The following is a 20418-nucleotide window of genomic DNA, read 5'->3' on the forward strand; positions in this document are numbered from 1 at the left end:
CGCCTGCCGTACGGCGGGGCCACCGCCCGGCCGCGATCACGGCCACAGCCGGCCGCGCAGCCAGGCCGATCCGGTGCGCTCGTAGCGCAGGCGCGTGTGCCTGCGGTCGTGGTCGGCCTGCCAGAACTCGACCTCCTCAGCGGTGAGGGCATACAGCGTCCAGGCGGGGGCGACCAGGTCCGGGTCGGCCGTCACCCGGGCGTAGGCCTGCTCGAAGGCGGCGTCGAGCTCGGCCGGGTCGTCCAGCGGCTCGGACTGGCGGCCGATGAGCGCCTCGGCACGCGAGGCCGGCGGGCGCGCCAGGAAGTCGGCGGCGCCGGCCTCGGCCCCGGCGGGCGTGACCGGGCCGCGGACGCGGATCTGGCGGCCCAGCTCGGGCCAGTAGAAGACCAGGGCCGCGTGCGGGTTGCCGGCCAGGTGGCGGCCCTTGGCGCTGTTGGCGCCGGAGGCGAAGAACCAGCGGCCGTCCTGGCTGACGTCCTTGCAGATGAGCACGCGGGCGGCGGGACGGCCGTCGGTGTCGGCGGTCGACAGCGTCATGGCGTGTGGTCCGAGCACCCGCGCCTCGATCGCCTCCCCCAGCCACCGCGAAAACAACGCCACCGGCTCGTCCGGAGCGGCCGCGGCGTCGAAGTCCGGCAGCTGGTCGGGGAAGACCGGAAGGGACCGCAACAGATCGCGCACAGTCATCAGGCCATCTCCTCCTGGGTCACGGCGGGTGGGACCTTCGCCATCATGCCGAAGCCGGACCGCCGGCGGGTGAGCGGGTGCTGCCGGACGGAGGCGTCCCTACCGGTCGAAGTGCCGGATCGGGTGGCCGGACGGATCGGTGGTGAGCCATGATCCGTCCGCCAGGGGTTCGAGGTCGTAGGGGTTGCCGGCGTGCCCGTCGAGTTCGTCTTCGACCCGGCCCGTGCGCAGGTTGACGCGCCAGTGGCGCAACCACTCCCGCTCGTCGTCGCTCTCCCCGCCGAGGGTGACGACGACCGTGTCGGCAGTGAGGTAGCCCCCGCCCCATTCGACGAAGGTGTCGTCAGGATCGTGGCCGAAGGCCTCGACCGGCAGCTCGAGCGTGACCTCACCGTCCGGCCAGGCGTGGAAGGCGACGTCGGCCTGCTCGTGGTCGACGGTCATGAACTGGGCGCCGTCGGGCGCCAGGGCGATGAGGCACCGGTCGTCCCACGGGTAACGGACCAGGTCCAGCCGGTCGCCGCTCAGCCTGCCCCGGAACAGGGCCGTGCCGTCCTGGCCCTCTCCCACGTCCAGGAGAAGGTGCTCGCCGTCGGGGTGGCGCACGTGCCGGCCGCCGTGCCCGGCCGTCTCCAGCTCCGCCTGCGCGATGACCTGCCCCGTGTGCGCGTCCAGGGTGACCCATCGGTCGGGCCGGTCCCGCCCGGCCATGCTGTCGGGCCGGTAGACCCAGACCACACGGCCGTCGAGGGACAGCACGCAGCCGGGCCAGTGCCCGTACGGCTCCGTCGACAGCGGCTCGAACGGCGAGCGCCAGAGCTCGCTCCCGTCACCGGCGACGCAGACGGCGGCGTCCAAGGTCGTGTAGACGGCGCGGCGCAGATCGGCCGCGGCCGTATGGTCGACGACCTCGTCGCCCGCCGACGGCCGGAACACCCGCGCCGGCGACAGCGTCCCCCGGCCGTCGCCGGCCAGGTCGTAGGCGCAGATGCCGCCGTCGACGAACCGTGTGAAGATCTGGAGCGAACGAGGGGTCCGAAGCATGTCCAGGAGGTTAGCGCGAACTCCCGGGCCTGCCCGCCGGGGCTGTCGTCCGGCGGCGGCCGGCCGGGAGCCCGTCGAAGGTGCCGGCACCGAGGAATCCCGGCATCCGGCCGGCCGTACCCGATCAATCGGGCTGTCCCGTTCCGGCCAGGCGCAGGCGGGTGCGGGACGGGGCCGACGGGGGCAGCGCGGCGAGGATGTCGGCGAGGGTGACCCCGGTGAGGCTGCCTCGCCACGCCTGGTGCGCCTCGGCCATCTTCTCAGCGAGGATGCAGGTGCTGCGGCAGTCCTCGGCAGGCAGCGCTCCGCGCCCCTGCCGGCGGATCTCCCGGCACTCGTACGGCGAGGAGTTGCCGTCGACGGCCTCGACGATCTGCAGGAGCGTGATGTCGGCGGCGGGCCGCCCGAGCCGGAACCCGCCCCGCGGCCCCGTGGTGGCGCTCAGCAGACCGGCTTTGACCAGCGCCTTCAGCTGCTTGGCCAGATAGGGCGCCGGAAGGTCGTAGTACTGCGCGAGCTGTGTCGTCGACGCGCTGACTCCCGGTTCGAGCTGTGCCAGCGTCGTGGCGCAGTGCAGAACCCATTCCGTGCTCACAGGCAGCTTCACGACCCCGAGCCTATCGCAGACATTACGGACCTTTTTAGTCCGTGATACGTTCCGGTGGAACCCCTTCGAACAGGAGAGACCACCATGAGGATCGCAGTCGCCGGCGCGACCGGGCACATCGGCGCCCTCACCGTCGCCGCCCTCGAACGGGACGGCCACGACGTCGTGCGCATCAGCCGCTCGCTCGGCGTGGACCTGTCGACCGGCGACGGCCTCGACGCCGCCCTGACCGGCGCCGAGGCCGTCGTGGACGCCACCAACACCCTGGCGGCCGGCCCGGCCGAGACGGTGGCCCGCTTCGGCACCGCCACGCGCAACCTGCTGGCCGCCGAGGAACGAGCCGGCGTCCGCCACCACGTGCTGCTGTCGATCGCCGGCATCGATCGCGTCGAAGGCAACGCGCACTACGCCGGCAAGCGGGAACAGGAGCGCCTGGTGGCCGCCGGAGCGGTGCCGTGGACGATCGTGCCGGCCACCCAGTTCCACGACTTCGCGGAGATGGTGACCGGCTGGACCGAGCAGGACGGCATCGCCACCATCGCGCCCCTGCTCGTGCAGCCGATCGCACCCGCGGACGTGGCCGACGTCCTGGCCGAGATCGCCGTCGGCGAGCCGCAGGGACGCTACGCCGACGTCGCCGGTCCCGAACCGCAGGACCTGGTGGACATGGCCCGGCGCACCCTCCAGGCGCGCGGCCGCACGGTCAGGCTCGTGCCGACGTGGTCGTCGACGGTGTTCGGCCCGGAGATGGCCGGGGACACGCTGCTGCCCGGCGAGGGCGCCCGCATCGCGCCCACCACCTTCGACGAGTGGCTGGCCGCCCAGCGATAGAGCCGCCGGCCGATCACCCGCTCACCAGGGGCGGGTGGCCGGGCAGGCGTGGCCGGCCGGCCATGCCTGCGTCACAGATCCTTCGGTGCTCCTTCGGAGGCGTCCCGGCGTCACTCGTCGATGCCGGAGCCGGAAGGATTGGTGATGTTGTCTTCGTCATCCATGGGCCCGCCACCGCCCCAGCGGGCATAGCACGCGGCGGGATCCTTGTGGAAACGGCAGGGATGGGCCGCGAAGGAGGTCACCGGCGCGGCCGACAGCGCCTGGGCGACCGGCTCGGCGCCTGCGACCTGGGCCGATGTCGCCACCGGCGCGACGAGGGTGGCACCGCCCAGCGCGGCGGCCAGGAGAGCGTTCCTTATCGTGATCATGACTGAGACTCCATGGTGGATTCCTGGGCGATCCCAGGGCTGACGGAGCGCCGAATCGGCATCACGTCCGCACCGATTCAACAGAGGAACGGATTTCCACGCTAATGAGCGGGAACTGCGGCGGTCACCTAGAGAAATCCAAAGCCTGAAGGCGGTCGGATTACTCTCCCGCTCCCCAGAGCGACCACGACATCACTCGAGGCGACAATCGCTCGCCGCGCGGCCTCGCAACCCCTGCGCCGTCCCGGGGACGCCGCCGCTCCCCGGGCAATGTTCCGGCAATCGTCCCGGCCGACGCACTGGCCGCGCCCCGGTTCCCGGCCTGCGCAGGCACACCGAGAACCCGGACCATGCTCACAGAAGAGTCTCCACGCGCCTCACGGGGTCCAGGCCGGATCCCGGCCGATGACGCCGAGCAGGCGGTCGAACGGCGGGGCATGGTCGGCCACCGCCACCGCCGCCCCGAAGGCGCCGCGCTGCCTGCCCATCTCCGCCATCCGGTCGGTGAAGTGCAGCGCCCGAGAGACGGCCTCGGGGTCCGGCTCGTAGTCCTGGCCGGTGGCTCGGGCCAGGTCCCAGCCGTGCACGACCAGGTCGACGAGGTACATGTGAGCCAGGACGCCCATCGGCAGGCCGCCCATGGCGGGGCTGGCACCCTCCCACGCCTCCGGCCGCGACCAGGCGGCCAGGGTGCGCTCCGCCCGTTCGGGGAAGTCGCCCGCGTAGGGACCCTGCTCGGGGCGCGGCCCCTGACGGCCCAGCGACTCGAACATCTCCGCCACCCACTCCAGGTGGTTGATCAGGTCCCTGACGTCGAACTTCTCGCACGGCGTCGACAAGCCGAGCTGCTCCTGCCGTACGGCGCGCACCAGGCCCGCGGTCCGTTCGGTGGCGCGTGTCATCAGCGGCATCATGTCTTCCATGGCAGCGATCGTGCCGCGCCGGCCGGAGGCGCGGCTTGTAGAAAGGCGACAGCGCGGCTGGGTCGACCCGTACGCGGGGCTCGACGCCTTCGACTACGTCCGCCATGCGCCCTCACCGGCGATGTCGGCGTACGTGGAGCACTTCTGGGTCGTCACGTGGACCGGCCTCGCCGAGCCGTACGAACAGCGCATCGTCTCCCACCCCAGCGTGAACATGACGATCACCCACGACTTCCACCAGATCGCCGGAGTGATCAAGGGCGGGTTCTCCTACACGATGCGCGGCAGCGGCCGCGTGCTCGGCACCCGCTTTCGCCCCGGCGGCTTCCGGCCGTTCCTCGACGGCCCGGTCTCCCAGCTGACCGGCCGCTTCGTGGAGATCGGCGAGATGTTCGGCGCGGCGGGCGCGAACCTGGTCGAGCACGTCCTGGCCGAACCCGACGCCCGGGCCGCCGTCGCGCTCGTCGACAGGTTCCTGCTGAACCGGGGGCCGCATCGCGATCCGCAGGCCGACGAGGTCGCGGCGCTGGTGGCGACGATGGAGAGCGACATGTCCATGACCCGGGTCGACGAGCTGGCCGCAGGCTCGGGACGGTCGGTGCGCTCGCTGCAGCGGCTGTTCCGCGACTACGTCGGGGTCGGCCCCAAGTGGGTGATCCGCCGCTTCCGGCTGCACGAGGCCGCCGAGCGCGTCTACCAGGGCCTCGACCTCGCCACGCTGGCGGCCGAGCTCGGCTACACCGACCAGGCGCACCTGACGCACGACTTCACCGCCGCGGTCGGCATGCCGCCCGCGGCCTACGCCCGGCTCGGCGGCCGGGCCTGATCGTCTCCTCCGGCGTGCGCCCGCCTGCCTCGGCCCGGCGCCGGGAACCGGGCCGGGCATCGCGGGTTCGCGGGTTCGCGGGGGCTCGCATGGGTTCGCATGGGTTCGCGGGGGCTCGCGGGGGTTCGCGGGGGCTCGCGGGGGTTCGCGGGGGCTCGCGGGGGTTCGCGGGGGCTCGCGGGGGCTCGCGGGGGCTCGCGCGGCGAGTCCGCGCGAGGACGGCCTGCGACGTGGCCCGCCGGCCGCCGACGCAAGCCAGATGAAAGTCCGTCCGCGGTGAACAAAGGCGGCTGACCGGGCTCGCCACACGGCGCCGCGCCGCCCGTATCCCGGAACCGCGCGGTCGACAGAGACGAACAGGAGGTCCATCACACGACAGGCCAAGGCCGCGCCGGCCGCCACTGTGCCCGGCCTTCCCACCGCCCGACAGGAACCACCCAACACCGAGGACTGACAGTGGCCACGCCGCGCACCGACTGGAACCGGAGCCGCTGGCGGGGAGCACTCTCGCCGGACCGGCCAGCCATGTCCGGCCGCGCGGCCGCCGTGCGGGCCGAGGCCCCGTCGCCGCGAAAGCCTGCTCTCTCCCCCGGGCGGCGGAGGGACGAATGGGTGGCGTCGGCGATGTGCCGCCAGGGGCCGGCGCAGCACCCTTGACGGCATGTTGCTGAAACTCATGACCACTCTGGTCCTGATGACCGCCCCGGCGCAGGCCGTCGAGCCGCCGGCCCTGCAGGGGCTCGGCGCGTTGGTCGACGAGCACGTCACCACGACGATGGCCGAGGAGAAGATCCCGGGCGTGGCCGTGACGGTGGTGGCCGGCGGCGAGCGGGTGGTGCACAAGGGGTACGGCTGGGCCGATACGGAACGGCGGGTGCCGGTGGATCCCGAGCGCACCCGGTTCCTCATCGGCTCGGAGACCAAGTTGTTCACCGCCCAGGCCGCCCTGCAACTCGTCCGGGCCGGCAAGCTGGATCTGGACGCCGACGTGAACACGTACCTGAAGACCTTCAAGATCCGTGACACCTACCCGGGTCCGGTCACGCTGCGGCACCTGCTCACCCATACGGCCGGGTTCGACGAGGATTACGTCGTGGGCAGCGGCGCGGACGTGCTGCCGCTGGGCGAGGCGCTGGCCGCCCACCAGCCCGCGCGGGTCCGCCCGCCCGGCACCGGGGTGTCCTACAGCAACTACGGGGTGGCGCTGGCCGGGTATCTGGTGCAGACCGTGTCAGGGATGCCCTTCGAGGAGTACGTCAGGCGGCAGGTGTTCGAGCCGCTCGGCATGAACGACTCGGTCATCGCCTGCGGCGGGCTGCGCGGCACCAAGGCCTACCTGGTGGACGGGACGCCGACGCCCATCGACTGCGCGGACTTCGCCGCCTCCGGCGCCGGGCCGGCCTCGACCGCCGCCGACATGGCCACCTACCTGCAGGCCCACCTGTCGCGGGACGCGCGGCTCGGGGCCGGGGTCGCGACCGAGATGCAGCGCCGACAGTACAGCGAGCATCCCAGCCTGGCCGGGATGGGCTTCATGTGGGAGGAGCGGCCGTACAAGGGGCGTCGGCTGCTGTTCAAGGGCGGCGACATGCCCGGCATGCACTCCTCCATGTTCCTCTTGCCCGAGCAGGACATCGGCATCCACGTGATCTCCAACGGGGACGGCACCGGGCGGCACGGGCTGGACGGGTTCGCGCTGATAGAGAAGATCATCGACCGGTACCTCCCGGAAACGGCGCCACCCGAGGTCACGGCGCTGGCGGGCGCGTCCTCCCGCGTCTATGAAGGCTGGTACCGAAGCAGCGGCGTCAGCCGCGGCAGCCTGCTCAAGGTGCAGGCGTTGACCGACACGCCGGTGCACGTCACCGCCGCCGCCGACGGCAGCGTCGTCACCACGGGGTTCGGCGACGGGCAGAAGCGCTGGATCCAGTTCGAACCCGGTGTCTTCCAGCAGGAGGGCGGGTGGAGCCGCATCGCCTTCCCCGAGCCCGGTCAGCTCGCGCTCGGCGGCGGCACGGTCGTGTTCGATCAGATCGGCCTGCTGGAGCATTCGTGGCCGCATCTCGGCCTGCTGGCGTGGGCGGTGGTTGTGTCGGTGATCGCCATGGTGGGGTATCCCGTGGCGCTGGCCGTACGCAGGATTCGCGGGCGGGTGATGCGCGGGCCATGGGTGCCGCGGCTGGCGGCCTGGCTCGGCGGCGTCGCGGTGGTGGTGTTCGTGGCCGGGTTCGGCTCTTTGCTCGCTGACGAGGGCCGGGCGTTGCCGCTGGTCCTGCAGGGGGCGCCGGTACTGATCGGCCTGCTGGTGCTGGCGACGCTGACCGTGGCGCTGGCCGTCGCCTTGCTGGCCGGTGCGATCCTCGCCTGGTGGCGGCGCTGGTGGCGACCCTGGGCCAGGCTCGGCTACACGCTGGTCACGACGGGCGTCGTCGCGTTCGCCGTCGTGGCCGTCCTTTACAACTTCGTCGGCCCGCCCTACACCTGAGTAGGATTTCGTCACGATATGTCAGCTATCGCCAGATCAATCCGCCGCATTCCTCCGCAGGCCGCGGACCTCGCGATCGCCCTGGCGGTACTCGCCGCACATTCGGCCCCCTTCATCCTCACCATCCGAGAGGCCGACCCGGTGACCGGCTACACGCACGGGCAGTACCTGCCCGTGCTCGGCCTGACGCTGCCGCTGATCTGGCGGCGGCGCGCACCGCTGGCCGTCCTGGCAGCAGTGACAGCCGCCACGGGCGCATACCTGCTCAACGACCCCGACACCGCCCCACAACCGATCCCCTACGCGCTCCTGATCGCGATCTACACGGTCGCCGCGCACGGCTCACGCCGCATCCGCGCCTGGGCCATGGCCCTGCTCATCACGGGCACCGGCGCCCAACTCGCCGGGCTCGTCCTCAACCCACCGAGCGCGGACACCACCGCACGGGCACTGGTGATGTACATCGCGGCCTGGGCCATGGGCCGGGCCGCGGCCAACCGGCACACCTACACCCGCCAGCTCGAACGCGACAAACAGCGCGAAGCGGAGCGAGCCGTCGAGCGGGAGCGCGCGGCGATCGCCCGGGACATGCACGACGTCCTCGGCCACGCCATCAGCCTGATCGTCGTGCAGGCAGAAGCCGGACCCCTGGCCATACGTCCCGACCCGACACGGGCCGAAGCCGCCTTCGACGCCATCGCCGCGACCGGACGCGAGGCGATGGACCAACTACGCCGCCTCCTCGGCCTGCTCGGCACATCCTCACCCGGCGCCCCGCCGACCGTGGCCCGCATCGAAGCACTCGTGCACAGCGTGGACCGGGCCGGGCAACGCACCACACTGACCATCCACGGCACACCACGCCCCCTACCCGCCGACGTGGAGGCCGCCGCCTACCGGATCGTGCAGGAGTCGCTCACCAACGCCGTCAAGCACGCCAAGGCGACCGCGGTGACCGTCGAACTGAACTGGAGACACGACACGCTCATGATCGCCATCACCGACGACGGCCGCGGCCACACCGGCGGCTCAGGTCACGGACTGATCGGCATCCGCGAGCGGGCCGCGGCATGCGGCGGGTCGGCGACCTTCAGCCCCGGACCGGACGGGCACGGCTTCGCCGTCACGGTGCACCTGACAGGAGCCGCATCGTGACGATCCGCGTCGTGGTCGCCGACGACCATGAACTCATGCGCAGCGGCTTCGCCCTGATCCTCGACACCCAGCCGGACATCACAGTCGTCGCCGAGGCCGGCGACGGCGCCCAAGCCGTCGCGGCGGTCCGCGCACACGCACCCGACATCGCCCTGCTCGACATCCACATGCCCGTCATGGACGGCATCCAGGCCGCCAGGACCATCTGCGCCGAGACCCGCACCAAGGTCGTCATCCTGACCGTCTTCGACCAGGACGAATACGTCTACGAAGCCCTGCACGCCGGAGCCAGCGGCTTCCTCCTCAAGGACGTACGGCGCGACGACCTCGTGCACGCCGTCCGGGTTGTGATGGCCGGGGAATCCCTGCTGGCCCCCGTAGTGACCAGAAAGCTGATCGACGACCTGGTCCGCCGTGACGCCCGCCCACCGATCGCGATACCAGGAATGGACACCCTGACCACCAGGGAACGAGAAACCCTCACCCTGCTCGGCCAGGGGCTGTCCAACCCCGAGATAGCCGCGGCCCTGACGGTCAGCGAGCACACCGTCAAGACCCACGTCAGCAACGTGCTGTCCAAGCTCGGCCTGCGCGACCGGATCCAGGCGGTCATCTGCGCCTACGAGTCCGGCCTCGTCCACCCGGGCCACTGGCGCCGTTGAGACCTAACGCCGCTCGACCTCCTCGCCGGCACCACGAACGAAACTCTCGCGCACCACCTCGTCCGCCGACGCCAGCTCAAGCGTCGCCGGATCAGGCAACTCCTCCCGCCGGGCAACCGGCCGCTGCTTCGGCACCTCCGCGCCGCGCTCGCCCGCCTGCTCCCCCACGCCCGCCAGACGGTCGAAGTAACGCAACAGCTCCACCGGCAACGGCATGACCAGCGTGGAAGACTTCTCCGCCGCGACCTCCACCACCGTCTGCAGCAACCGAAGCTGCAACGCACCCGGAGTTTCTGACATGATCGCCGAAGCGTCGGCCAGCTTGCGCGCAGCCTGGAACTCACCCTCCGCGGTGATCACCCGAGCCCGCCGCTCCCGCTCCGCCTCTGCCTGCCGAGCCACCGAACGCTTCATGGACTCAGGCAACTGCACATCCTTGATCTCCACCCGATCGATGTGGATGCCCCAGCCCAGCGCCGGACTGTCGATCATCAGCGCCAGACCCTTGTTCAGCTCCTCACGGTTGGACAGCAGATCATCCAACTCGCTCTTGCCGATGATCGACCGCAACGAGGTCTGCGCCACCTGCTCCACCGCGAACAGATAGTTCTGCACCTCCACAGCCGCCCGCAGCGGATCCTGAACCCGGAAGTACGCCACCGCATCGACCTGAACCGAGATGTTATCACGAGTGATGCCCTCCTGCGTCGGCACCGGCATCGTGACGATCTGCACGTTCACCTTCCTCATCCGATCCGCGATCGGAATGAGCAGGTTGAACCCCGGCTGGCGAATACGCTTCTGGGCCTGGCCGAACCGGAAGACCACGCCACGCTCCACCTGATTGACGATCCTGATGCCGCTCAGCACCACCCCGACACCGCAGAGGGCCACGAGCGCCAGCACGACTTCGTTGATCATGGGCCTATCCCCCCCGTTCAAGGCTAGGTCCGGGCCACGTACGGAAAACCCCACGACATCGTCAAGAAATCACGGGGTTCCCACCACCAGCACACCCTCCTCCACACGAGCCTCCGTGCCCAGATCCGCGCACGCACCCACGAACCGCTCACAGATCCACGCACACTCCGACCCCCGCGCCAGATCCGTCCTGCCGTACTCCAACTTGATCGGTACGGCCCGCAACCCCACCACCCGCGAACCATCGAAGCTCACCAGGAACAACAACGACAGATCGTTACGCAGATCAGGATCGACCGCATAGTCATCCAGGAAGTCCCCCAGATCAAACAGCACCGGCAACGCCACCCCATGAACGACATGAGCGGAATGACCCGCCACCAACGTCGCCCCCGACGCCACCAACGCCTCAGCCGCCGCCCGCACATACGGCAACGGCCGCACCGTCATGTTCGGCCCCCAATGCGGAGTCACCAGCACCACATCCACCGGCATACCGCACCGCATCGCCGCCACCGTCTGCGTCAACCACACCGGCACCCGATGCAGCAGATCGACATAAGCCACACCAGGCCGATCGGCCCGCGCCGCGAAGTCCGCCGGATGATCGGTCACCCCCACCACCCCGACCCGCAACCCACCGGCCACCAGCACCGCCGGCCGCCGCGCCTGAGCCTCGTCCGCACCCGCGCCCACCGCCTGGATACCCACCCGGTGCAGATGGTCCAGCGTGTCGAGCAACGCGTCGTAGCCGTAGTCCAGCGCGTGATTGTTGGCGAGCGTCACACAACCGACCCCCAACTCCGCCAGCAGATCAGCCGCCTGAGGCGGTGCCCGGAAATGGAACGGCTTGCCCGCCTGCGCCCACCTGCTGCCCCGCGCCGACACACAACACTCGAGGTTGAGAAGGAACAGGTCAGCCTCGGCCAGATGGTCGCGCACGCCGCGAGAAAGATAGGCGGCAGGATCGGTCGTGCTCTCCAGCAAGGTGGCGACGCCACGCCCGAGCATCGTGTCACCCGCCAGCGCGAGTGTGACGGACATACCTGTCAGCTACCCCGGCTCAGCAGGATGTCGACCTGGGCCGCCGATTTCTGCCGAGCCGCCTCGGCCTTGTTTGTCGATGAGTCTTCAGTCCTTGAATGAGGGGCGGCTGAAAGCCGCCCAGCCGGGGCGCCTTTACAAAGTAGATTTATTACAGAAACCGAAGATCATCCTTCGGGATCGCGGCTTCGTCCACACCGCGCCCTCGATGGCGTGTTCCTCCCAGCCGACTCCGGCAGACACTCCGGACAACACCGGCCGGCCTTTGCCGAGCCGCCTCACCTGCAGACGACAGGCGTCAACACCGATGGAGCCGGGTGCGGACGTCCACCGTCCAAGAGATCGCCGGAAGGCGATCGAGGTCGCTACGTCAGCCATAGGAGCGGTTTGAGATGCCTCTCCCCTACCCATGACCAGGCACGACGCCTGGTCGGAGAGGCTCACCTCGGGGACGATCATGTATGCGCGCTCGAATGCCTGCGGCGGCTTGCCGAGGAATCAACGAGGCGATGCCGCACCTGCTGCGTTCACAAGCTGAGGTGAAACCTCCGCTTGGCGGCCGCCAACCGCGGCATCTGGAAGGCCGGCGAGCTTCAGCGGATGCTCGCCGAGCATGGCCTGAAGATGCGCAGGCAAGATGTGATCACGTCGTTCCAACTTCCTGGTCGCGGCACGATCATTGTTCGCGTACTGCCGCAAGCAACGCAGGATCTTCCGCAGCCCCACCCAGGGCATCCGCGTCGGCCAGCACCCCTACGGCGTTGCCCAGCGACTTGACCAGGACGACATCGACCAGGCAACCGAGGCCGCCACCGCCCCGGCCGCTCGGCTGGTCCTCATGCTGGCTGCCGTCCACGCCGCCCGCACCGGAGCCATCCGCGCCCTGCTCCTCGATGACGTCGACCTCGGCAACCGGCGACTCACGATCGCCTGGCCGGACCCGCCCGATCGACGAATTCAGCCACCAGATCCTGCTCGAATGGCTGGACTACCGCCGCACCCGCTGGCCGAACACCGCCACGGACAGCCATTATCGGCAAGAACGATCTTGCTAGGGCGCCGAAGAGCAGAAGCGGGATGCGGGTGGGATAGCCGCTGGTCAGCGGCGCGTGCGTCGGGCGGTGGCCGGGGTGGCCCTTCTTGCCTTGGGTGATGACCGGCCGGGCGGAGAGGTGTTCCTTCACCGCTGCCGCTGATGGTGAGTCACCATCAGCGGCAGCGGTCGGCGGGGGCGTGGTGTCAGGCCTGGTCGTGGAGTTCGGTGCGGGTGGCTTCGGCTTGTTCGGCGATGGTGGCCAGGACCGGCGGCGGGACGTGCTTGTCGCGGAAGGTGTCGACGAGCTGGTCCAGGACGGCGTCGGCCTGTTTGAGGTCGTGGGCGCGGGCGTGCACGCGGGCCAGGCGGCGCATGGTGGCGTTGAGGGTGATGTTGTCGACCCCGGCGTCGGTGCCGGTGTCGAGGGTGGTCTCCACGACCGCGCCGAGCTGTTCGATGCTGGTGGTGGTGTCGGCGGGCCGCACTTCGATGCCGTTCTTGCCGAGGGTCAGGAAGTGGCGTCCGGCGTTGGTGCCCTTGACCATGAGCGCGTAGACCGCGAGCGGGTGGTCGGGGTGGGTGGCGATGAGCTGGTCCAGGGCGGCGTTGCCGTCGGCCAACTGGGGGGCGTCGGAGCCCAGGAAGGCCAGCAGGGTGCCCTGCTGGGAGCCGATCAGCAGGTCGCCCGCGCGCCGGTCCTGTTCGCTGGCCGGCGGGCTGATCTGGATGGTGTGCTCGGGTGAGGTGACGGTGGAGCCGTCGGGGGCCTTGCACAGGGCGCGCAGCCGGTAGGTGCCGGGCTGGGTGAAGGTGAGGCCGTCGGCCCCGTAGCCGAGGTAGGCGCTGTCGTAGAGGGCCGGGGTTCGGGCGTCGAGGGTGACGCGGCGGTCGGGGTTGCCGCAGTGGCGGGCGATGGGCCGGAAGGGGCGGATGGCTCCGGCCGGGTCGGTGACCAGGATGGTCAGGTTGTCGCCGCGGGGGCTGAGGTTGGGGAAGGCGTCGGCTCGGGGGGTGCTGCCGTCCAGGGACAGCTTGATCTCGGTGACGACGGGTTCGCCGTGGGAGAAGGTGTCGCGTCCGAACAGCTCCAGCCGCAGCCCGGACCGGCTGGCCGGTGGCAGGTCGAACTCCTTCGGAGCAGCGCGATAGGCGGCACCGACACCGACCTTCAAGCCCAAGCCGCCCATGACGACGTTGCGGTAGAAGCCGTGGCGCAGATGCCGCAGCTCATTGGCGGTGAACTGGTGGGTGAAGGCCTCCCAGAAGGCGGCCTCGCCCTTCTCTCCGTTCGGCCCCTGGTACAGATGCTCGTAGTTCATCCACGACAGGTCGCCGTAACCGTTGCGCGGACCGAGCGGCTGCGGGGGAACGGCGGTGGTGGCCTTATCCCAGCTGTGCACCAGGTTGAAGGCGTGGCCGATCTCGTGCACCCAGGTGTGAAGCTCCGTGCGGGTTCCGGCCACCTGCTGCATGGCCATCTCGGTGTGGAACACCGCCATCCCTTGGCGGGGAGATCCTTCGCGGTCGAACATGACGCCCTGGGTGGCGTCTTTGTCGACGTGGCGGGTGGCGATGAAGCTCCACAGCTTCCACTGCTCGCTGTCGCGGTGGCCGCTGAAGTTGCTGACCATCGCGGCATGCAGCTCGGCATCGTCCCACCTCAGGTCCGCGCCCGCCCCGGCGACGGCGACCTCATTGACGACGGTGCCGGACGTGCGCAGCTCGATCCCGACCTCGGCGTAGACCGACTGGACGGTGGCGATCTTCTTGTCCAGACCCGGCGGGCGGGGATGAGTGCCGGTGAAGTACTCGGGGGCCGGTTGGGTGCCCGCCATGGCGTCGACTTCCCAGTCGATGGTGCGCAGGAACCGGGAGACGTAGGCGCAGGTGTAGGTGGTGGTCTGCGTTCCGTCGGCCGTGCTGCGGGTGAGGGTGGCGGTGCCGCCGGGGGCGAGCTTGTCCACGACCACCGAGATCTTCGGCATCTGGGTGGATTCGGCGAACTTCGCGGTGCCGGTGATGGTGGCGGGCAGCGTGACGGGCTGGCTGCCCTCCAGGACGAAGGAGTTGATGTAGGCGCCGTCCGGGACCCCGAACGTGTCACCGGAGATCACCGGCACCGGGCCTGTCAGGTCGACGCGGAGATCGATTCGCTCATCGTCGGCCGTGCCGGAGAAACGCCCGGCGGCCGGCAGCCGAGGAGTCTGGTAGGGGGCGGGTAAGGCGCCGAGGCCGGGCAGGACCTGCGCCCACGGGCCGATCTTCGTGGGCCCGTCGATCCAGTGGAAGTCCATCGCCTGGTCGCCCTTGATGAACACGGTCCGGTTGTTGCCTCCGGCATACAGCATCAGGGCGTCGTCGAAGTCGCCTCTCATCTGCGCGGGTAGCTTCGCCCATCCCGCCTCACCTCGTTGGTACAGAGGTCCTTCGTACTCGACGCCCCGCCCCCAGACGATCAGCGCGCACCGCTCGCCCTTGATCAGGAGGGTCTTGTACGGTACGCCCGGCACCTGCATCGCGACGTCGATGTCGCTGCGGTATTCGGCCGGGAGGTAGGGCCCGAAGTCCGGCAGGCCGGTGACCGGCCCCTCGTACTTCTGTCCGACGGTCCATTCCCAGTCCAGGCACCGGTCGCCGGCGATGAACACCATTCGCGTGCTGGAGGACGGCACCTCGAGGTCGAGCGCCGCCTCGCTGCAGCTGGCGTACGGCTCGGGCAGTGTCAGACACCCCTGGTGGACATCCGTCAGCGGACCCTCCCACACCAGCCCTGTCTCGCTGATCTGCGCGACCCGCTCGCCCCGCAGGAACATCGCCCTCCACGGGGCTTCCCGTGTCGGGATGATCCCGGTGAACCCTGTGGTCTTGGCCCGCATGAACGCCATTGTTCGCCTCCCGGCCGGGCCCCGCGGGCCCACGCCGATGACGCTAAAAGAGCACATTGATGCTCACAATAAGCAAAAAGAGATCACGCCCTGTCGGGTTGGACCGAAACAAACAGAGTGGGCTCACCTTTCAATTGCGGGCCACCTCTTACCCTCGTGCCTTCGCCTTGGCTTCCCCCTTCGCCACGATCGACGGCGCCGGCACCGCTTTCCTGTCTCGGCGCGACGCCGCAGGTCCGGGTCGGAAGCACCCAACCTTTGACCTGGCCGCCAGGAGGAGACCATCGGCTCTGCCACCCCCTGCCCCGTCAGCCTCGGGACCAGACAGCCGTAAACATCGCCATCTCGTGGCCTCATCCGGCCACCACCGGTGCAGCAGCCCGGCGATCGACCCGCAGGCGACACTCGCCGACCACGACCACGCCTTGATGGAACGCGAACAGGTGGCACCGGCCGTGGGAAGGCGACGGAGCGATGCCCAGCAAGATCGTTCTCATCGATAACCGCTGTCCGCCGGCTCCTCAGCCCCGAGCTCGTCGCTTTGTATCGCCCCTTCAGCGCCCACCTGGCCGGCATGCTTCTCATGATCGGCATCGACGCGTGCGCGAGGTCAGCAGCGCACATGTCGACCGGGATGACGCCCCCGACTGGTCCTTGGACACCGGCGCCCGTGATCAGCGCCGCTCAGGACCCCTGCTGGTCGCCTACGGCCGGAATCTCCCCCGCCCGATCAGCTCAGGCCAGCGACACGACCTGGTTTCCACACTCGCGCAGGACGGCCATGACGTGGGCAGCCGAGCGGCCCCACCGCTCATATTTCCAGCGTTTCATGGGGCCGCTCGGCCGGCGCCGCGGCGAATCCCGGACGTGCGCTGCGCGGACGGCCGGAGATCGTTATGCGGTTGGGGCGGTCTCGTCCTCGTCTCGGGGGAAGAAGGGGAGCTCAACGTAGACGCGGTCGGCGGCGGCGAGGATCTTCGGGGCGTCGTCGACCGGCGGGTGGATGTGGTGGTTGATCCGCTTCTTGACCTCCTTGGCTTCGGCGCCCGAGGCCATCACCCTGCGGTCCCAGCCCCGGGTGAAGATGGCCCCGGCACCGCCCAGGTCCAGGCAGGTGACGTACGGGCCGGGGGTGAAGTCGCGCAGCGGCAGGTCGAGCAGGTCGGCCGCCGCGTTGTACCCGGCGACCTTGCCGAGCGGGGTGGCGTGCTGGCAGGCCTGCATGACCGTGTGCTCGGCGTCGAACGGCGCCGCGGCCGTGTCCCCGGCGACGAACACCTCGGGAAGGGCGCGCAGCCGCCGGTCCACCGGCACCCGGCCGAGGTGGTCGAGGTCGTCGGAGATCTGGCTGGTGAGCTCGCTGGCCCTGACCCCCACGGACCAGACCACCGCGTCCGCCTCGACCTTGGTGCCGTCGGACAGGACGGCGTATCCGTCCCCTACCTCCGTCACCGTCGTCCCGAGGCGGCGTTCGACGCCCACACGGTCCAGCGCTGCCTCGATCTCCTCGCGCGGGCCCGGGCCGAGCTGGTCCCCGACCACCTGCGCCTGGTCCACCAGCAGCACCCGGCCCCGGGCGGCCAGTTCGGTCGCGGCCTCCAGCCCGACGAACCCGGCGCCGACGACCACGGCGGAGTAGTGCTCGCGGTCGCGCAGATGGTCGGTGAGCCGCCGCGCCCCGTCCAGGGTGTCGATGTCGAAGAGCCGTTCAGCGCCGGGCAGGCCCTGCGGCTGGACGAGCTTGCTGCCCGCCGCCAGCACCAGGCGGTCGTAGCCGACCTCCTGGCCGTCGGCCACCACCACGCGGCGGTCGGTGTCGATCCTGCTCACCGAGGCTCGCAGGTGCTCGACGCCGATCGGCTCGAGGATCCTGCCGAGCTCAACCTTGGCCAGGTCCGGCTCCGGCTCGTACAGGCGCGGCCGCAGCACCAGGTGGTCGTTCGGCGCGATGAGCGTGATGCGCAGCTCCGCCTCTCCGCGCGCCAGCGCCGCTCCCGCCGCGCTCCACACGCCCGCGAAACCGCCTCCGATGATCACAACGTGCGCCACTGTGTCTTCCTCTCAGCCTCGCCCCCCGAGGATCGGGGGGTCGGTCGGCAGGGAGACAAGATGGCGGGTTCAGATGTGACCGATGTGGGCGAACTTCTCGGGATTGACCAGTCTCCTGAACGCCGTGATCCGCCCGTCGGCGACCTCCACGGTGTCCAGCCAGACCAGCTCGCCGCCACTGTAGGTCGCCAGGGCCGGGTGACCGTTCACCTCGATGATCTGGAACGCGTCGGGCCGCCTGAGCTCGATCTGCCTGACCGCCAGCAGGGCGATCCGCTCCGCGCCCCGGACCGGCCTGCGCGCCGCGGTCACCTTGCCGCCGCCGTCGGCGACATAGACGGCCTCGGGGTCCAGCAGCGCGACGAGCCCCGCCATGTCACCCGCGTCGGCGGCCGCCTTGAACGCCTTGAGCACGCGTTCGGTCTCGGCCTTGGACGCCTGGGGGCGCTCCCGGACCGCGGCGACCCGCGCCCGCGCGCGGGAGGCGAGCTTGCGGCTGGCGGCGGGCGTGCCGCCGAGCACCTCGGCGATCCGGGCGAACGGGAAGTCGAAGACGTCGTGCAGCACCAGCGCCACCCGTTCGGCGGGGGTGAGCCTCTCCATGACCACCAGCATCGCGGTGCTCACCGACTCGTCCATGAGCATCTGAGCGGCGGCGTCGGGCCCGGTCAGCAGCGGTTCGGGCAGCCAGGGCCCGACATAGGACTCGCGCCGGACGCGCGCCGACTTCAGCATGTTGTAGGACGTACGGGCGGCCAGGGTCACCAGCCAGGCCCGCAGGTCCCGAACCTCGGACAGGTCGGCGGCGACGGCGCGCAACCAGACCTCCTGCGTCACGTCGTCGGCCTCGGCCACGGTGCCGAGAATCCGGTAGGCCGCCCCGAAGACCGCGGAACGGTGCGATTCCCAGTCAGCCTCCCCCAGCACGCCGGTCAGCTCCACCTCGGCCTCCTGCCCCCTCCGGATCAGTGATCGGCCTCCGATCCTAGGCAAACCACCCCCGACCACCCCAAGCGCGGGGGCGAGATTGGCGATGGCGTCCAGGGCGAGATCAGCGGAGGCGTCGAGCGGTCTGGGGCGGACCGGGGCAAGCGCGAAAGGGGACCCGGCCCCAGGCGGGTGATCCGCGGGCGCCTCGGCGGGCGGCGGAATGCGACTGCCGGCCCGCCCCAGGCGGGTGATCCGCGGGCGCCTCGGCGGGCGGCGGAATGCGACTGCCGACCGTGCTCGTGCTGACCGGGCACCGCTCCATCACGGACATTCTGCGCTGGTCAGACCGGCGCCGCCGTCACCAGGCCACCGCCCGACGCTGCCACTACCAGCGCAATCACTGGGGTATTAGGCGGTCTTGACCGAGCCGCCGTCGATGATGTGGTCGGCGCCGGTGGTGCTGCCCGCGAGCGGCGAGGCCAGGTAGGCGATAAGGGTCCCGACCTCGGCCGGTTCCACGAGCCTACCGGTGGTCATCCCCATGGCCGCGGGCAGGCCGGCGACCAGCTGCTCCCTCTCCAGGCTCATCGAGGTGGCAAGCGCGGCGCCGTACCCGTTCGGGTCCTCCCACATGGCTGTACGGACCGGGCCGGGCGACACCGTGTTGACGCGCACGCCCTGCGGCCCGAACTCCTCGGCCAGTGCCTTGCCGAACGCCGTCAACGCCGCCTTCGCGGTGGTGTACGGGACTGGCCCGGCGTGCGGCATCCGCGCCCCGTTGGACGAGACGTTGACGATGGCGCCGCGCTGCCGTACCAGGCTGGGCAGCGCGGCACGCGTCGTACGCACGGCGGCGAAGAGGTTCAGGTTGTAGATCTCCTCCCACGCCTGGTCATCGAAGGAAAGGAACCCGCCGACCGCTCCCCCGTCGCCTCCGCCGACGTTGTTGACGAGCACATCGAGCTCGCCCAGCTCCGCCAGCGCGGCCTCGACCAGGGTCCGCGGCCCGTCCGCGGCGGCCAGGTCGACCTGCACGATGATCGCCCCGGTCTCCTTCAGCTCCGGCGTGGCGGTCCGGGCCGCCGCGACCACCTTCATCCCCTCGCCTACCAGCGCCGTCACTGTCGCCAGCCCGATGCCCCGGCTCGCCCCGGTCACCACCGCGCCCTTGCCGTTCAGCAGCATGTCCATGAGATCTCCCATCGCTGCGCCATTGATGATGCGGCTACAGTATTAGTCGCAACACAAATGTTGCAAGTCGAAGGTGAGCGGCTACCCTCCTGTAGTGTTTTCATGTGACGAAGCAGCCAGTGCACGCCAAACCTCTGCGCGCGGACGCCGAACGGACGGTGCGCGCGATCCTGGCGGGCGCCGAACGCGCGCTCTCGGCGAACCCCGCGGCCACGATGGAGCAGATCGCCGAGGCGGCGGGCGTCGCCCGCACCACCGTGCACCGCCGTTTCACCACACGCGAGGAGCTGGTGCAGGCGCTGACCGCCTGGGCGACCGCGCAGTTCGCCGAGGCCGTGGACACCGCGACGTCCGAGACGGCGCCACCGCTGGTCGTCCTCCACCGGGTGACCGCGAATGTCCTACGTGTGAAGATCGGCTGGGGCTACGCGATGAACCGGGCCGCCGCGTCGTCCGATCCCGAGATCGCGCGCGTCCACGCGGACGTCCTGGACAAGTGCGACCGGCTCTTGCGCCGGGCGAGGGCAGAGGGGCTCCTGCGCGCCGACGTCGACATCGAATGGGCACGCCGCTGCTACTACGCCCTCATCCACGAGGTGACCCAGGATCGCGGCGCCACCGAGATCGACGCCGACGCCCTCACCACACGGCTCGTCGACACCCTGCTCAACGGCCTGGGCGCCTGACCGGGCGCCCCAGCCCACGCCGTCATCGGACAGGACGGCGTGGGCGTCACGACTGCGCGGCGCCGACCACCAACAGCCCGCT

General features: G+C 70.4%; 18 protein-coding genes. 6 read left to right on the forward strand and 12 right to left on the reverse strand.

From position 1 onward, the window contains the following. Positions 1-36: 36 nt before the first annotated feature. The 3 genes from ACWDLG_RS24500 to ACWDLG_RS24510 all read right to left on the reverse strand — a co-directional run bounded on the left by ACWDLG_RS24500 (position 37) and on the right by ACWDLG_RS24510 (position 2341). Entirely contained in the window at positions 37-690 is a 654-nt protein-coding gene (locus ACWDLG_RS24500) for a pyridoxine/pyridoxamine 5'-phosphate oxidase (protein ID WP_449923614.1), read from the reverse strand. Between the two features lie 99 nt (positions 691-789). Next, positions 790-1734, reverse strand: a complete 945-nt coding sequence (locus ACWDLG_RS24505; protein ID WP_449923617.1) for a hypothetical protein — start codon at positions 1732-1734, stop codon at positions 790-792. Positions 1735-1858: 124 nt separating this feature from the next. Then, positions 1859-2341, reverse strand: coding sequence for an RrF2 family transcriptional regulator (locus ACWDLG_RS24510; protein WP_449923620.1), 483 nt, complete (start codon positions 2339-2341; stop codon positions 1859-1861). Positions 2342-2425: 84 nt separating this feature from the next. Between ACWDLG_RS24510 and ACWDLG_RS24515 the strand changes: the two genes are divergently transcribed. Beyond that, entirely contained in the window at positions 2426-3172 is a 747-nt protein-coding gene (locus tag ACWDLG_RS24515) for an SDR family oxidoreductase (protein ID WP_449923623.1), read from the forward strand. A 110-nt stretch (positions 3173-3282) separates the two neighbouring features. Here the strand turns inward: ACWDLG_RS24515 and ACWDLG_RS24520 are convergent, their stop codons facing one another. Beyond that, on the reverse strand, positions 3283-3543 hold the full coding sequence (locus ACWDLG_RS24520) for a hypothetical protein (protein WP_449923626.1): 261 nt from the start codon (positions 3541-3543) through the stop codon (positions 3283-3285). 377 nt (positions 3544-3920) lie between these two features. Further along, complete coding sequence (locus tag ACWDLG_RS24525; protein ID WP_449923629.1) at positions 3921-4466, reverse strand: TIGR03086 family metal-binding protein; 546 nt, start codon at positions 4464-4466, stop codon at positions 3921-3923. Between ACWDLG_RS24525 and ACWDLG_RS24530 the strand changes: the two genes are divergently transcribed. From ACWDLG_RS24530 to ACWDLG_RS24545, 4 genes are all read left to right on the forward strand, one after another. Then, the gene (locus ACWDLG_RS24530) at positions 4465-5292 is read left to right on the forward strand and encodes an AraC family transcriptional regulator (protein WP_449923632.1); all 828 of its coding nucleotides are present in this window, start codon (positions 4465-4467) and stop codon (positions 5290-5292) included. The genes ACWDLG_RS24525 and ACWDLG_RS24530 overlap by 2 nt on opposite strands. Before the next feature lie 661 nt (positions 5293-5953). Beyond that, a complete protein-coding gene (locus ACWDLG_RS24535; RefSeq protein ID WP_449923635.1) occupies positions 5954-7777 on the forward strand; it encodes a serine hydrolase domain-containing protein in 1824 nt (607 codons plus the stop codon). An 18-nt stretch (positions 7778-7795) separates the two neighbouring features. Beyond that, on the forward strand, positions 7796-8932 hold the full coding sequence (locus tag ACWDLG_RS24540) for a sensor histidine kinase (protein ID WP_449923638.1): 1137 nt from the start codon (positions 7796-7798) through the stop codon (positions 8930-8932). After that, positions 8929-9594, forward strand: a complete 666-nt coding sequence (locus ACWDLG_RS24545; RefSeq protein ID WP_449923641.1) for a response regulator — start codon at positions 8929-8931, stop codon at positions 9592-9594. Before ACWDLG_RS24540 ends, ACWDLG_RS24545 begins: the two co-directional genes overlap by 4 nt. A 3-nt stretch (positions 9595-9597) precedes the next feature. Here ACWDLG_RS24545 and ACWDLG_RS24550 read toward each other — a convergent pair whose 3' ends face one another. The 7 genes from ACWDLG_RS24550 to ACWDLG_RS24580 all read right to left on the reverse strand — a co-directional run bounded on the left by ACWDLG_RS24550 (position 9598) and on the right by ACWDLG_RS24580 (position 19650). Further along, entirely contained in the window at positions 9598-10515 is a 918-nt protein-coding gene (locus tag ACWDLG_RS24550; protein ID WP_449923644.1) for an SPFH domain-containing protein, read from the reverse strand. Positions 10516-10584: 69 nt separating this feature from the next. Beyond that, positions 10585-11559, reverse strand: a complete 975-nt coding sequence (locus tag ACWDLG_RS24555; RefSeq protein ID WP_449923646.1) for a CapA family protein — start codon at positions 11557-11559, stop codon at positions 10585-10587. 676 nt (positions 11560-12235) lie between these two features. Continuing rightward, positions 12236-12415, reverse strand: a complete 180-nt coding sequence (locus ACWDLG_RS24560) for a hypothetical protein (RefSeq protein ID WP_449923649.1) — start codon at positions 12413-12415, stop codon at positions 12236-12238. 383 nt (positions 12416-12798) lie between these two features. Further along, complete coding sequence (locus tag ACWDLG_RS24565) at positions 12799-15471, reverse strand: hypothetical protein (RefSeq protein ID WP_449923652.1); 2673 nt, start codon at positions 15469-15471, stop codon at positions 12799-12801. 903 nt (positions 15472-16374) lie between these two features. After that, on the reverse strand, positions 16375-17529 hold the full coding sequence (locus ACWDLG_RS24570) for an NAD(P)/FAD-dependent oxidoreductase (RefSeq protein WP_449923655.1): 1155 nt from the start codon (positions 17527-17529) through the stop codon (positions 16375-16377). A gap of 69 nt (positions 17530-17598) precedes the next feature. Beyond that, the gene (sigJ, locus tag ACWDLG_RS24575) at positions 17599-18471 is read right to left on the reverse strand and encodes an RNA polymerase sigma factor SigJ (RefSeq protein ID WP_449923658.1); all 873 of its coding nucleotides are present in this window, start codon (positions 18469-18471) and stop codon (positions 17599-17601) included. A gap of 396 nt (positions 18472-18867) precedes the next feature. Continuing rightward, a complete protein-coding gene (locus ACWDLG_RS24580) occupies positions 18868-19650 on the reverse strand; it encodes an SDR family NAD(P)-dependent oxidoreductase (protein ID WP_449923661.1) in 783 nt (260 codons plus the stop codon). Between the two features lie 104 nt (positions 19651-19754). On the opposite strand from ACWDLG_RS24580, the gene ACWDLG_RS24585 reads away from it, so the two are divergent. Further along, positions 19755-20336 carry a TetR/AcrR family transcriptional regulator gene (locus ACWDLG_RS24585; protein WP_449923664.1) on the forward strand — a complete coding sequence of 194 codons (582 nt, stop codon included), beginning with the start codon at positions 19755-19757 and terminating at the stop codon, positions 20334-20336. Positions 20337-20418 lie beyond the last annotated feature (82 nt).

The organism is Nonomuraea sp. NPDC003727 (genome assembly GCF_053586935.1).

Coding starts and splice junctions, on each gene's coding strand:
- ACWDLG_RS24500 (WP_449923614.1), bottom strand. CDS start 690: ATGACTGTGCGCGATCTGTTGCGGTCCCTTCCGGTCTTCCCCGACCAG.
- ACWDLG_RS24505 (WP_449923617.1), bottom strand. CDS start 1,734: ATGCTTCGGACCCCTCGTTCGCTCCAGATCTTCACACGGTTCGTCGAC.
- ACWDLG_RS24515 (WP_449923623.1), top strand. CDS start 2,426: ATGAGGATCGCAGTCGCCGGCGCGACCGGGCACATCGGCGCCCTCACC.
- ACWDLG_RS24520 (WP_449923626.1), bottom strand. CDS start 3,543: ATGATCACGATAAGGAACGCTCTCCTGGCCGCCGCGCTGGGCGGTGCC.
- ACWDLG_RS24530 (WP_449923632.1), top strand. CDS start 4,465: ATGGCAGCGATCGTGCCGCGCCGGCCGGAGGCGCGGCTTGTAGAAAGG.
- ACWDLG_RS24525 (WP_449923629.1), bottom strand. CDS start 4,466: ATGGAAGACATGATGCCGCTGATGACACGCGCCACCGAACGGACCGCG.
- ACWDLG_RS24535 (WP_449923635.1), top strand. CDS start 5,954: ATGTTGCTGAAACTCATGACCACTCTGGTCCTGATGACCGCCCCGGCG.
- ACWDLG_RS24540 (WP_449923638.1), top strand. CDS start 7,796: ATGTCAGCTATCGCCAGATCAATCCGCCGCATTCCTCCGCAGGCCGCG.
- ACWDLG_RS24550 (WP_449923644.1), bottom strand. CDS start 10,515: ATGATCAACGAAGTCGTGCTGGCGCTCGTGGCCCTCTGCGGTGTCGGG.
- ACWDLG_RS24555 (WP_449923646.1), bottom strand. CDS start 11,559: ATGTCCGTCACACTCGCGCTGGCGGGTGACACGATGCTCGGGCGTGGC.
- ACWDLG_RS24565 (WP_449923652.1), bottom strand. CDS start 15,471: ATGCGGGCCAAGACCACAGGGTTCACCGGGATCATCCCGACACGGGAA.
- ACWDLG_RS24580 (WP_449923661.1), bottom strand. CDS start 19,650: ATGGACATGCTGCTGAACGGCAAGGGCGCGGTGGTGACCGGGGCGAGC.